The 14740-nt window shown below is 36.9% G+C and carries 13 protein-coding genes; all 13 read right to left on the bottom strand.

What is annotated here, in order from left to right; genetic code table 11:
• Positions 1-112 precede the first annotated feature (112 nt).
• Positions 113-820, bottom strand: a complete 708-nt coding sequence (locus tag AC59IL_RS36680) for a response regulator transcription factor (protein WP_496557226.1) — start codon at positions 818-820, stop codon at positions 113-115.
• An 839-nt stretch (positions 821-1659) separates the two neighbouring features.
• Complete coding sequence (locus AC59IL_RS36675) at positions 1660-2835, bottom strand: glycosyltransferase family 2 protein (protein WP_496557242.1); 1176 nt, start codon at positions 2833-2835, stop codon at positions 1660-1662.
• 37 nt (positions 2836-2872) lie between these two features.
• Entirely contained in the window at positions 2873-3640 is a 768-nt protein-coding gene (locus AC59IL_RS36670) for a glycosyltransferase family 2 protein (protein WP_496557225.1), read from the bottom strand.
• Positions 3641-3673: 33 nt separating this feature from the next.
• A complete protein-coding gene (locus tag AC59IL_RS36665) occupies positions 3674-4642 on the bottom strand; it encodes a 2,3-diaminopropionate biosynthesis protein SbnB (RefSeq protein WP_496557224.1) in 969 nt (322 codons plus the stop codon).
• An 8-nt stretch (positions 4643-4650) separates the two neighbouring features.
• Positions 4651-5697, bottom strand: coding sequence for a pyridoxal-phosphate dependent enzyme (locus tag AC59IL_RS36660; RefSeq protein WP_496557223.1), 1047 nt, complete (start codon positions 5695-5697; stop codon positions 4651-4653).
• Positions 5698-5707: 10 nt separating this feature from the next.
• The gene (locus AC59IL_RS36655) at positions 5708-7105 is read right to left on the bottom strand and encodes an aspartate aminotransferase family protein (RefSeq protein ID WP_496557222.1); all 1398 of its coding nucleotides are present in this window, start codon (positions 7103-7105) and stop codon (positions 5708-5710) included.
• Between the two features lie 291 nt (positions 7106-7396).
• Positions 7397-8137 carry a Stf0 family sulfotransferase gene (locus tag AC59IL_RS36650; protein ID WP_496557221.1) on the bottom strand — a complete coding sequence of 247 codons (741 nt, stop codon included), beginning with the start codon at positions 8135-8137 and terminating at the stop codon, positions 7397-7399.
• Positions 8138-8160: 23 nt separating this feature from the next.
• The gene (locus tag AC59IL_RS36645) at positions 8161-8910 is read right to left on the bottom strand and encodes a Stf0 family sulfotransferase (RefSeq protein WP_496557220.1); all 750 of its coding nucleotides are present in this window, start codon (positions 8908-8910) and stop codon (positions 8161-8163) included.
• Between the two features lie 21 nt (positions 8911-8931).
• Positions 8932-9636, bottom strand: coding sequence for a thioesterase II family protein (locus tag AC59IL_RS36640; protein WP_496557219.1), 705 nt, complete (start codon positions 9634-9636; stop codon positions 8932-8934).
• Entirely contained in the window at positions 9633-10226 is a 594-nt protein-coding gene (locus AC59IL_RS36635; RefSeq protein ID WP_496557218.1) for a glycosyltransferase family 9 protein, read from the bottom strand. The genes AC59IL_RS36640 and AC59IL_RS36635 overlap by 4 nt, the downstream gene beginning before the upstream one ends.
• A 502-nt stretch (positions 10227-10728) precedes the next feature.
• Positions 10729-12312 (bottom strand): MBL fold metallo-hydrolase, encoded by a 1584-nt coding sequence (locus AC59IL_RS36630; protein WP_496557217.1) that lies wholly within the window; start codon positions 12310-12312, stop codon positions 10729-10731.
• Between the two features lie 23 nt (positions 12313-12335).
• Entirely contained in the window at positions 12336-12977 is a 642-nt protein-coding gene (locus AC59IL_RS36625; protein WP_496557216.1) for a 4'-phosphopantetheinyl transferase family protein, read from the bottom strand.
• Between the two features lie 19 nt (positions 12978-12996).
• Entirely contained in the window at positions 12997-14640 is a 1644-nt protein-coding gene (locus AC59IL_RS36620) for an ABC transporter ATP-binding protein (RefSeq protein ID WP_496557215.1), read from the bottom strand.
• Between the last annotated feature and the right edge of the window lie 100 nt (positions 14641-14740).

Below are 14740 nucleotides of genomic sequence, written 5' to 3'. Positions count from 1 at the left end.
TTCCGGTAATATCTTTTTATATGCGAAAAGCATCTCGTTATATGTCATTTGAAAGCAGGAAACTATATAAATAAACACCATACCGGAAAGGAAACAGTTTTTTAAATTTTTTTTACCCTAACCGCAAAGAATTTCCCCAGACATAAGAAGGAGCAGGCAAGTGGTAATTAACGTTTATTATTTTTTTGTTTATTGCATATTTTAATAAACCTATAGTAGATTTTGCTCCCACTTTCTCTTTCATGTCCTGTCTTGTTTTTTCCACCGATCTTACACTCAAAAATAATTGGGCTGCTATTTCCTTATTACTTTTTTCTTCCCACAAAAGTTTAAGTACTTCTTTTTCTCTATCATTCAGCGACACATGGGCATTATTATTCAACTTCATATTGTTCTGTTTATTCCAATACATCAGATCGGTAAACAGTTTATTGCGGTAAATTCTGTGCTCAGAAAGGGAAGTAATTGCACGAATCACTTCTTCGGGCTCGTCTGATTTCGAAACTACTCCGTATACACCCATTTCAAGCAAATCGCTCAGGAGATCCATATCCATGCACATGGATAAAATCATTATCTTAATTTCCGGATATTGACTTCTGATCAGGTTCACTGCCTCAATTCCGTGCAGCTGGGGCAAATAAATATCCATTAACAATACCTGTACGTCAAAGTCTTTTAATTTATTAAGCAAGTCAGAAATATCGGGTGAATTAATAACAACCTGTATGTCTTTTTGACCTGAAATATAATTTTTTAGTGTTTTCCTGAATAATGTATGGTCGTCCACAATAGCTAACCGAATCACAGGTGATTGCATAAATTTTCAGACATGATTTTGATATGATGAATATGAAGTTTAACTCTTTCTAAGTAGTCAACCTTAGGTCCATCGTTGTATAATTAGGTTTAATGGTCCATTTGCGGAGTTAAAACACCCATTATATCACGGTGGAATCAGCGCAGGTTTAATTTTATTTGGAATGCACTCAATAATACTCATTAAAAGAAATGAAACAGGTACGCCTTTCATAGAATATCTTAAATTTTTCTGCGATTCTGCCGAATTTAATTCCAGAATCAATTATTCTGATACTAAACTGTCAGAATCCAAAATAAATTTTACAATTTGATTAAACTTTCTGGTAAAGTGCAAGTGGAACTCAGATACTCCCAAATGCCCTATTGCCTACTGGGATACTATTATAGTGCTGATATCGTGAAATAAATTTAGGTAAAATATGAGAACGGAAATTAATTTTTGTAGTTAAAATTGATAAGTGTGTTGTTTTTGACAATAACCGTGCAGTTTTAGCTTATAAGTGTGTAATAATCCTTTATTTTCAATTGCTAAAAAACGTTTTGTAATGCATTATATAATACGGTAAAGAACTATGCAGTACAGTAATACCTACTAATTCGGGTAGCTTTATGTTTCGCAGGTCGATGATTGATCAGCTAAATGTTATTGAGTGAGGAGCGCCTTTCATTTCCCGGGTTATTCAGTAATTTAAAATGTCCTGAGCGAAGCCTGCCCATTGTCGGTGGAGCCTGCCCGACTACTGGCGGGTCGGAGGATTAAGCGAAAAAAAAGACCGTCATTCCTGACAGTCTTTTTTATGCTTTGTAATAGTATATATTTCTTTACTGCAAGGATGCTTATTGATCCAGTTTTACATTTCCTACCCTTGGTATTTTACTCCAGCCATAAAGATTTCCATTTATCCATCTGAGAAAGATGTACAGATAAGTCACCCATATTATGTGTCTGAAAAAACGTTGCCAAACAATTACTTTAACAGGGTTTATATACTCGCCCTTTTGTAAAAGAACAATATAGGTTGATAAAAATTCTATCAGTATCCAAAACAAATAATATTTCAACAATTCGTGATCTCCCGAAACGAAATAAAAATAAATAAAAAAAAAGTCGGCAAGGGCAACAAAGAAAGGTAAAACGATCCTATAAATCCAGGTATAAGGTATAACTACATAGGCCAACAATTTGTTAGTTTGATAAGTTAACGGCCTGGCATGTTTAATCAATCCCTGCACTAACCCAACCGTCCATCTTACGCGTTGATTAATGAACATATTTAACGTAGTTGGCGCTTCTGTAAACGACAGTGCATCATCTGCATTTTTAATTACATAATTTTTAGACAACATTCTTAAAGTAATGTCACAATCTTCTGCGAGTGCCTCTGATGTAAACCCCCCAACTGCTTTGACCGCAGAACGACGGAAGGCGCCCAATGCACCGGGAACAACAAGTATACCGTTGATGCTTTCGAAAATTATCCTCTCCTGATTTTGAATGGTAAGATATTCGACATATTGCATATTTGTGAGAAGATTGCCCCTGTTACCCACCTTTACATATCCTGAAACGGCAGCTACTTTTTCGTCGTTAAAATAAGGTAATATTTTATCTATGACATCCGGTTTTACCAAAGTATCGGCATCAATACAAATAAAAATATCACTTTGTGAAAAATTCATGGCTGCGTTCAATGCAGATGATTTTCCTGAATTTTTCTGATGTATTATACAAATGCGTGAGTGATGACCGAAATGTGCTTTAACTATATCATAACTTTGATCGGTTGACCCGTCATCTATCACAATTATTGAGAACGCAGGATAACTAATATCAAGAAGATTATTTATAGTTTTAACAACTACGTTCGCCTCATTAAACATCGGCAAAATAATATCAACAGACAAGACAGGTTTTAACTTATCTTCAGCACAGGAACCTTTGTCACAAAGCTTTTTGTGTATCAAAAAACAAAAATAAAAGATTACCTTAAGGGAATATAGCGCCAACAGCATTTTCAGGAAAAACATGTACTTCTGATATTAGTACTACCTAACCAGGAATTTTCGAAGATTGTTTTTTAAGTATGCGATCTATCAGCTTTGAACCCGATTGAACAGTATATTTCCCATTTACTATTTCTGAGATTTTAACTGAATCTTCATGCGGCAAAGCCTTACTGCACTCAAAAATATAGCTCCAATGTTCATAGTCCCATGTATTGTTACCATGATATATATAAATATATAAACCAGGTACGTCGTGCATCAAACAAAGGCAATCAATCGAAACGAGAAAATTAATGGTCGCATCCTCCTCTCCAAAGGGCTTGTCTTCATACGGCCTCAGTTGTAAAGTAGTTTTATCACACAGAATGCTTCCCTCCCATACCCTCTTATTAGAGACATAAGCTTTTTGATGAATAGCATCAAATACAAGCCATTGCGTTAAAACAGCCCCATCGAGCCCATGGATGGAAAGCATGCTATACTGATCCATTAATCTGTTCACATGGTACCAGTCATCATCATCCCATTGACAAATAAATTCTCCATGCGCTGCCTTTATTCCTATATTTCGTAGTTCACCCAGCGTAATTTTAGGCGTTGCACTCACACAGATAAAACGAATATCAGGATGCTGTTCTATATTTTCGTATCCAATAAAATCAATGGTTTTGGAATCATCGTCTTCATAAACAACTATTAGTTCTTTCGATAAATAAGTTTGTGCTGTAAAACATTCAATGGCTCTTTTAAGCATTGCAGGTTTGCCTCTGGTTATACAAAGGCAGGATATAAGAGGAAACTGGTTAAGCATTGATAAAGGAGATTTATTTTTATTATTATTGTATCATCCCGGAAGAGTTATGCCAATTCCCTTCAATTTTGCTTCCTGGTAATAGCAGGCTGCTACAGCAATATCAAATACTGCCATGCCCATTGGATTAAACATAAGAACCGCATCCTTATTATTAAGAACAGGAGATTGAGCAAACATAAAATCGGATATCGATAAGGTATCTTCCTTTTCGAGTTTGAGCTGCTTATGCATATTCTCAATATCTGTATTTTCCCTGCATACTTCTTCCCAGTCATCAACAACGATAGTATCCATATACTTCATAGTTTCTACTTCATAATCTCTCAGGGAAATATTTAATTGAACAGATCCTTTTTTAGGCGCCTTATTTATATAAGGTTTTTCAGCAACTGTACAGGTAATAAATATATCGGCCTCCCCATAACATTCGGCCCAGGTATTGCAAACTGAAACTTTATCCGGGAAAAAACAGTCAGCGCTTTTACCATCAATCTGTTTTATGTCATACAACAATACCTGTTGAATTTTTTCAGGAAACATTGAAGCGATCATGCTGAGATGCATTTTTCCAATAGGACCAAAACCACAAATGCCAACTTTATAATGTGGCAATTTCTTCAATTCGATAAACTTCGCAATGACCATACCGGTAACGGCTGCCGTTCGAACAGCGCTTATAATGGCAGTATTGATTATGCAGGCAGGAATTCCTGTATCGAATTCGTTGAGTATCGTAACGGAATTGGCTCTCGATCTTCCGCTGTTGTTATTACCGGGAAAACTGGCTATCCATTTTATCCCAGCACAGGGCATGGTTCCACCGCTATATGCCGGCATTGCAATAATTCTATTCCGCTTGTTTCCGTATCTGAGATAGAGCTTAATGGGTTGTGAAAAATCACCATTTTTTATAAGGCCCGTAGCATCGGTGATTACTTTAATCAACTTAAACCAGTTAATTCCGATTTCCTGTATATGAATTTCATTGAGGTAAAGCATTGCTATTTTTAAGTATGATGATTCATTTTAGTCCGAAGCTCGCTTTCCCATTCTTTATTATAGATTGTATCAATATAAGCCGACCCCTTATCAGGAAATATCAGAATCGCGGTGGGTTTACAGGTGTTTTCAACTTTATCAAAATGCTTTTTAGCTGCAAAATATACAGCGCCGGAAGAAGCTCCGGCGAAAATCATTTGCTCATTCAAAAGATCATGACATCCTTGTATAATATCAATTTGCGAAATGTAAATCACATCATCAATCAATGCATCTTTCAGTATTGGCGACACGAGGCTCGATCCGATACCGGAAATAAATCGGGTCGCCGGCTTTTTTCCAAATATAACCGACCCTTCAACATCAACTCCTATAATCCTGATGTGGGGCATCTTCTCTTTAACGTACCTGGAAATTCCGGTGATTGCACCTCCTGAACTTACCGCAACAAAAATATAATCCGGTTTGGCAGGCGACAATAAAATTTCACTCCCTAAACCATAATAACCCGTATAATTATTCGCATCACAATATTGGTCTGCACAAAACGAATTTTCAATTCCTGAACATATCTCCTCTACTCTTTCAATTCTTGTTAAAAGAAACCCTCCTGTTTTGTCGCGTTTGGTTACCTTCTCCACTTTCGAGGCAGTTAAATTGAGCATTAACTCATAATCCTTATTGATATTCGGATCAATTACAGGTATAAATTTTATGCGCAAAAATTTACATATCAATGCAAGTGAAATGGCAAGGTTACCTGAACTGGAAGCTACTACTGTTGTTTCAGGGTTGATCTTTCCTGCCTTTATAGCCTGATAAATCATGCTATAGGCCGCCCTGTCTTTCGAGCTGCCGGAAAAATTATTATATTCCAATTTAGCAAACAGGTTTGCCTCTGAACTCTCCAAATCCTTCAAAGGAGTATTGCCAATAAATTTGGATAATTTCTCAAGCACAAATAGCATGTCGGCTTTATCATACAACCCAACATGCGAAAGCCGTTCCTGCGGCTTTTTCAATACTATTTTCTCCCTGTTAGTATGCTGTTTCATTGTCGGGCGTTTAGGAACAAACAGATATTGCAGTCATTATTTCAATTTCAGCATTTGCTTCTTTAAAAATATCAAGCGCATTATCAATTAGCTGTTTATTAATAATTAATGGCGGACTAAATCTTATTACATTGCTATAATGCCCTCCGATTTCAAACAGAAGCCCTTTTTTAAAACAACTATTTCGGATCTTCTTTACTATCTCAGCATCGGGTATTTTCGTGACGCGGCTTTTAACATATTCAATTCCAATCATCAGCCCCTTTCCCCTCACATCTCCGATAAATGGATACATCTCTTTGATCGTTTCGAGTTTTTCCAAAAGGTACTTTCCCATTTCTTTCGTATGTTGCTCAATGTCATAATCTGCAACAAAATCAAAGGCGCCATTTCCGGCTGCGATGCTTACCTGATTACCTCTGAATGTTCCAATATGATCCCCGGGGCCCCAGGATTCAATTCTTTTATTATAAAGTATCGCGGAAATCGGGAATCCAATACCGCCCAGGCCTTTAGACATAGTTATAATATCGGGAAAAGCAGCACTATCCTGGAATGCCCAGCAATTACCTGTTCTGAAAAAACCACTTTGTATTTCATCAAAAATTATTGGGATATTATGGTCACGCGCTATTTGCGAAACTCTTTCTAAAAAACCGGCTTTAGGGATAATGGTCCCTCCTTCGCCCTGTATTGGTTCAATTATTATTGCCGCAGGTTTAGCGATCCCTGAATGCGGGTTTTCGAGCATATTTTGTAGAAAATTCGCACAGTCAAGCACACACGTATCAGACGTCTTTCCAAATGGGCACCTGTAACAATAGCTGTAAGGAATAAAGCTGATATTAGGTACCAAAGAGCCTATTTTTTCGCGAAGTCTCATATTACTTGTAACCGACAAAGCACCGGATGTCATACCATGGTAAGAACCATAAAAAGCAATGATACCTTCCCGACCGGTTGTATGTTTTGCCAATTTGATGGCGGCTTCTACGGCATCTGACCCCGTAGGACCACAAAAGCTGACTTTAAACTGATCCCTGATTTCGGCAGGTATCTGACCCAGCATTTTCTGTATTAAATTCAGTTTATTTTCAGTAGGGTAATCCAGCATATGAATCAATTTCTCCTGTTGCCTCTTCACATATTCAAGCACATAAGAATTACAATGACCAACATTAAGCACTCCTGCCGCACTAAAAAAATCAATAAATAAATTTCCATCAACATCCTTAATAACAGCCCCTTTTGCACTGTCTATTGCAATCGGCATATTTCTGGGATAGGAAACAATACTGCCTTCCAGAGCTTCCTGCATAGCCAATAGTTCTTTTGATTTTTTTCCCGGAAGCGTTTCGGAAAGCACTTTGGCTTCACCTGATAAGTGAAAATCTGAAAATTCGTTCATAGCACTGATGGTTAATGTAAAAAAAGCCTGATTTAATAAAGCTTGCGCTTGAGCAAGTCACAAGACATATTGCCCGGGAAGAGAAATAGAAAAAAATGATGCAGAAGAAATCAGGTAACGGTAACCCCTGATTGCACAAAATGTAAATTATTTTTAAGAATCCCTTTATTGATTAAGTTAATCAAAAATATTATATTCTTATTCAAAATATTTCTTTTTTCAAAAATATTTTTTCAGGTAAGTTACTGTAACATACTGTAGCGACAGCTTTAAAACTTCTAACGTTTTCAATCAGCACAGGTCTTCAGATAATTGCTCATACGCATATTTACTTTTAAGTTCAATATAATTAGGGATCTTCAATAGCACTTCATCTGTACTGATCTTATTTGTGGCGCTCATGAGCGATCTTAATTTAGTTTCATCTTTTGCAGAAAAGTGTGGCAACTCAAGAAAATCTAAAATTTCATTTATTTTTTTCAGACCGCTTGTTTCATCCTGAAAAATATCTTCATAATAAACCGGATAAAAACTTATTTTTTCCGAATGAAAAAAGTTTACATACTCTTTCAACATATTCTTTTCATTCGCAATATGCCACTGTATTACCTCTTCATTCAAAGGGGCATATTCGAAATTATCAACAGTTTGCCTTTGTTCGGGAATTGAAATATGCCAAACCTTCGATTGCATACTCATTTGTTTGGACACCACCCTCTGAAACACATTCTTTCTATTAAGAAATATCACCTTTTTAAACTCCCGTACCAGCAACTTATTCAACCGTGAATCAGTAAATGGCCACCCGCAAGGATCCCAAACGTGTTTAATAGCATTAACTTTTGTAAAAAGTACCGGCAACGATTTTACCAGTTCCTCAGGGTTGTTTACAGCATAACAGTAGTGATTGCTATTGTTAAACGGTTCATCCATAAATCTCAGCGAATCATGCAAATTCAATAATTCGCATAATGTACTGCTACCGGTTCTTGCCAATGCATAAATTATAATTTTTTCCTGTTGCTTACTCATAGATAATATTTTGAAATTTTATATCAGAAAAGCCAGCCTGTTTCATCTGATCCGAACTCCTGGTTAATTTTATCAATTTCAGGGATACTGTTATAAGTTTCACAGGAAGCCATTTTATTGGATTCGTTAAGCAGGTCCGTTAGCTGATCTATTGGAAGCGTGCCGGTTCCCGCATATCCCAAAAATGAAAATACCTTATCGATCACAAATCTTTTTTCTTCAATATTCATCTGGTGGCCATAAAGATCTTCATAAGATATTTCCATAAAATTCAGACGATGCTCATTCATATAATTTCTCCATTCGGCCAAATGATGATTTTCATTTTCAATATGCCACTTTATACGTTTACAATTCAAAGGATCAAATTTGAAATTTGAAACTTTACTTTTGTCTCCTGCATTTGTAAATTCCCACACCTTCGTTTGCAAACTCATTTCAGCTGAAACAATTCGCTGAAGAATGTTTTTTCTGGTGAGGAAGATAATATTCCCGGCTTCCAATAAAATAAATTTATTTAACAACGGCTGCATCAAAAACGGCCAGCCGGTAAAATTCCAGGTATGCTTAATTCCATTATTTGTAGCATAGATCATATTCAATGCATCAGAAAGCGCTTCTCTTGTTTGAATTCCGGATTTAAACTTATAATTATTCTCACGGGGATTAAACGGCTCATGAATGCATTTTAAATCGCTATGTAGATTTAATATTTTCATTAAAGAAGTGCTACCTGTTCTGGTGAGCGCAAAAATCAGAAATTTATTGTTCATAGATTAAATAGTTACAGCAAATCAATTTGGAGTTGATGTATTGCTATGTTCCAATTCTCTTACTATTGTATTAATTACTTCTGTGCTATGTTTAAACAAGTAAAAATGATTTCCCTTGAACTGATATATTTTAATCCCGTAGCTTGTTTCTTCCTGCCACTTTAAGCATTCATTATAGGAAACCTTATCCTGGTCGGCGATAAAAACAACTATTGGTAATTGAATTTTATCCGAAACCTGGTGTTTGTAAGTTTCCAGGGCTTGAAAATCTGCCCTTAAAACAGGTTCAAATGTTTCCTTTACTTCCTGGTATTTGAAAAATTCATTTGGCATCCCTCCTATTTCCTTAATCATTTCCCAAAAACGATCAGGAGGCAGCATAAATCTTCTATCGTTCGATACCAATGCAGGAGCCGTACCTGAAGATGAAAAAAATTTTAATGGCAACTGCAATGCATCACGGATAATTCTTTTTATCACCAAATAAGCAAGGAGGCTGCCCATACTGTGGCCAAAAAAACAATATGGGGTATCGATATTATCCTTGATCTCCAGATACAAATGGTTGGCTATTTCTTCAATATCGTACATCAACCTTTCTTTTATCTTTTTTCCCCTGCCGGGTAATTCCAGCAATTCAATGTCAAATTCTTCCGGAAACAAATTCCCGAAATTAGCATACGTATATGAGTTTGCTCCCGCGTGAGGAAATATAAATAGTTTCATTTCTCCGGATTTATAAATAATTCTTCCCGCTCTGTGCACGCAAGTTGTTTCAACAAAGAATTGGATACTTCCTCTACAGTATGTTCCTTACATTCCTGCCCATAGGGGCACTTGTAGCCATTCAGGGTTACATAACAGGGAGAACATTCCAGGTTCTTATAAATGTTTATATTATTTTTATGCCCCCAAACCCGAGGCGTCGAATCCGTAAAAAGGACCACCCCTTTTATGTTAAATGCATTTGTAACATGGCCAAAAAATGATTCTACTCCCACAAATGAGTCAGCATGCTTTACAATTGATATCGCCTGCCGCAATGTTGTCTTTCCCCTTAAGTCAACGGCTCCTTCTACTTTATCTTCATTTTTGAATCCGAGCTGAATGAACACAATATCGGGATGCTTCTTTACCAATTGATTCCATTTGTTTAAATCCCAATGATTGTTTGTTGAGTGATCTGAGGTGATATGTATAACTACTTTTTTCTGCGTGTATTTCGATAAAAAGTTTTTCGCCCAGTTATCTTCCTTTTCAGTTAAAAATATTTCAAGGGTATCACTTTTTACCCGTGCTCCAAGAAATTCACCCATTGTAATTTTCACCGATACTTCGGTAACCTTTTCAATAGGATATTGTGATAAATCAGCATGCCTGAAATATTTTTTGAACAATATATATAACGGAGACAGGACCGGCCTATTGAAGTAATAAAGCGGAATTAACAGATCAATATTCGGATTACCTTTAAACAGAGCAGCCATTTTTTTCGGGCAATAAACAATGATCCTGCTTCCCGGGCGCTTTTTTTTGATGGCTTGCAATGCAGGAGTAACAATCAAAGCATCTCCGAATCCGCCCCAGGATATAACAATTCTTATGATCTTCATGCGTTAACCAGTTCTGAAATTCTCTTCAGCTCATTGAGCAGGATGCGGTATTTTGACCGCTCATCATAGATGAAAGCCAAAAAAGATGATCTCCTTATGTTAAATGGAAACTTCATTTCCGCTTCCCAGTGATTCTGTAAAACAACAAGTTTGTCTTCAACTTCTTTAATTCTCACGTTCAGATACTCCCGTAGCATAGCAAGCATTATTTAGTATATAACAATTCCTTTTCCCCGAACAAGCGCTCGGCGATTATCCCTTTTTCTTTGCAATACGCCAGTATTTTATTTGACTCTATTATCGGGTTAGATTCTTCGGTATACTTTATACTGCTTATAAATTCCACCCAGGGCTCCATTCCCATTGCATATACATATACCTCCTGCGGATGAAAAATATCTATCAAACCCTTTCCTTTTATAAAATTGGCGCCCGCTAATCTTCTCGACTGATCCTTGTCGCGTTGCAACGGACCCGATAACAGCGGGCCATATAACCATGAAAGAGGGGCGCCATCGCATTCCATCCCAAAACAAATAACATCTATATCACCCGTAAATTTGTAGATCCTTTCATAAAACATCGGCTCACTTACCGACGAATCAGCGACAAACATTATCGAAAAATTACCGAATTGAACATGATAACAGATCTTAGACATGATATCCAGATCGCAATGCTCGCCAAGAAATGGAATCCCTGTGATCGTACAATCGTTACCAATGATCTTTTCAAATTCAGCAATCTCCAAAACATTCTTAAACCCAATGGCCTCAAACATTAACTTTAACCTCGGGTCCTGAATAGTTCTGTTTCCGCCATCGGGCACAACAATATGTTTTATTTTATGTCGCAGCGGCAATAAAGTTTCCAGCAATATATGATCCTGATGATTATGGGTAATTAACACATAGTCTATTTCATCGGGGAGATCAACATCCGAGAATTTATCGATATCAGACATGTATCCGTAATAACTGATCAAAGGGTCAACCAATATGCTAACGGTTGCGGTTTCTATAAGTATACAGGCATGTCCAAAGTACCTTAGCCTCACTTTATCTCCTGAATAGTTTTGATACCTGACCGGCTCTTCTTCTGTAAAGAATGTCGAAAATAACCGGCGCTGATCCTCATTTAATGGCAACTTATTTAGTACATGCTCATAGCCATTGCTTTTTCTTTTCATTACTGCCAGCTCATCAATGACCGGATCGTCGAATGACAATGGCAGATGACATACATTTTTATTATCCAATCTCGGCGTACTTAGTACAAATGACCTTTCGTTATTTTCAGTAATCCAAAAGGCAATGCTTTGACTGCTTTTATCATAAAATTCACTACGATACAACAGCGCTTCGAATAGTCTGTAGGAGGGATTATTATTTATATCATACACCAGTTCTACGAGGCCTTTTAAATTTTCAGGCACCCCGGCATACAGTGTTTCCAAAGAAAAACCGGACGCTTTTTCTTTCAATAATTTCTCCAGACAACGAATTGATTTCACCAATTCGATCATATTAGATCTACGGTCGAGTGTATTTTTAATCAGTTCTTTGACATCATCCGTCCGCTCTCCATTCAGATCAATAAAAGGGCCTCCCCGCATCTTTGGATTTTTGACAGATGAGGCATGGATTGCAGGCGCACAAACGTATGACTCCATAATCTTCAGGTGCCTGTTTACAATATTCATTGCAGCCGTAACAGGCGAAATTAAATGAGACCATGCATACCATCTGTCGACAAGTGGTTCAAATACAACGTTGGGTTTTAAATACATTTGTTGGCAGTTAAATTTATTTACTAAAAGTCTATACGCAGGGGAGCCTGGTATCCTACATTATCCGAAGCTGCGATGGCGCATTTATAGGAATTTTCTATTTTTATCTCTTTAACAAACCATTCCTTATCGTTCAATTTTACACGCTCAGGCGTATATTTTAGATTAATCCTGTTTAGTGGAAAGTTCAATCCCATTCCATCGGCCTTTATCAGCGCCTCTTTCTTTGTCCAGAACTCATAAAAAACACTCAGGTTAAGTTTGGATTTCAAAATCTCTTCCCACTCATCCTGATGAAATTGCTTTTTGAAATCGGATATATTGATCGGTTTAATTTGCTCAACATCCACTCCTACTCTTACTTTATCGCTCGCTGCACAAATAACACAATCTCCGGAATGAGAAATATTGAAATCAAACAGCGCCGTTTTAAAATAAGGTCTTTGATATTTTGTGTAGCACAATTCTTCCAGTGAAACGTTCAACCCAAAACACCTGATCATCCTGCTTAAAAGTAATTTTCCCATCAAACAGGCACACGCATCATGGCGTCTTCTGAAACTCAATACTTTTTTTCTGATATCATCCGGTAATAATGCCAGGTGCTTATTGAATAATTCTTCAGAAAGGTTTTCAGCGAAAAAAGTGTAATAAATGACTGTCATAATACAGCTTTTTTTTATTTCATACCTTGTCTTCCATTAATTTCCATGCTACTCCTTTTCGTTCAAGCGATTTTTCATAGGTGCCCTTTTCGATGATCTTTCCTTTTTCCAGGCATATTACTTCGTCCATAAATTTTACGGTACTCAAATTGTGACTCACCATAATAACGGTTTTATCTTTCCATATTTCCATGACATGTTTGAGAACATTCATTTCAGAAATAAGGTCTAATGCCGATGTGGCCTCATCCAACAGTATAATATCCGCTTTCCTCACAATCGCACGCGCCAAAGCAACCCGCTGCGCTTCTCCACCCGAAATTTTATCGCTGTTCTTTTCCAGATCATCCCGCAGCTCACTACTAAGAATTGGCAATACCTTTTCAAACGGATCACCCTGCTCTGCAACAGTTTTTCCGTTACCCGAGGTATATATACCATACATGATATTTTGTTTTACAGATTCATCCATCAACAGTCTGTCCTGTGTTACAAAAACGATATCATTCCTCCATGCTTCCATATCAATCTCATTGATATCAGCACCATTTAATCTGATTTCACCGGTATTGGGTTTACAGAACCGAAATATCAGATCCAATAAGGTACTTTTTCCTGCCCCACTCGGTCCAATCAACGCATACTTTTTTCCAAGTTCCAAATGCAGGGAAATATCTTCAAAGATCAATTTGTCGCCATGAGAAAAACCAACATTTTTTAATTCGATCGAACCTTTTTTTGTATTGACATTGTTAACATAAATGGAAGCCTGATATTCAACGGGTGTATCTAACAGTTCCGTTACCCTGCGCATCGATACAACGGCCCTTGATAAATCCATCTGGGATTCTACCAGGTTAACAAGAGGAAAAAAGATCCGATTCAAATATTGAAAGGATGCGATGAGTGCTCCCGTAGTCATCGTACCACCAATCACCTTGCCGCCTCCGATTAATAATATCAACAAAGGTCCCAGCAGCAATAGAAATGTAGAAATACCGGTAAAAGCTGAAGATGTACGGGCCCGAATCAGCCGCTTTTTAATAACGGATACTCCTTTATATTTCAGGGTGGCATTTTCTGCATTATATCCGTTAAATATTTTTACCAAACTCATTCGTTTTAACCTGTCTGTTATAAAATGCAATAATTCCGACTCTGATTTCACTACCTGCTCTGATTGTTCTTCGTTTTTGGGGTTAAAATAAAAATACAGGTATACAAAACAGGGCGACATAAACAATACAACGAAAAACAATTTGACACTTAACACCATAATCATAATAATAATACCCAATAAAAGAATACCACTCTGAAATATCTGAACAATTTCACCTGTAAAAACCCCTTTAATTTCATCAACTTCATTATTAACTCTATGAAGAATGTCACCGAATTTATTTTCCTTATAATAGCTTACCGGCAATTTCATCAAATGTGAGAAAACATCCCTTCGCATATCATATCCAATGTGGGCCCGCAGCCATTCCCGCAGATATTCAATATAATAAGAGGTGATAGCCTGAACCACTATAGTACATGCCCATAAAGATAAAATGACTGTCAAAAGTTTCATATTCCCCGCAGGCAACGCTTTGTCTACAATTACCTTTAAAAAAACAGGTGTAACGATAGGAGTCAGTGCACCCAATAGAATTGCCATTAAAAATGCAAACACATATTTTAAGTGCGGTTTGAGATATTTTAAAAATCTCCGAACTGTTTTCCAGGTAGTTTTTTTCGGGGAGCCCATATTTTTTAAT

This window comes from Niastella sp. sgz303648 (assembly GCF_059587045.1).
Note: the sequence above shows the minus strand (reverse complement) of the source record. Positions and strands in the feature narration are given on the sequence as shown.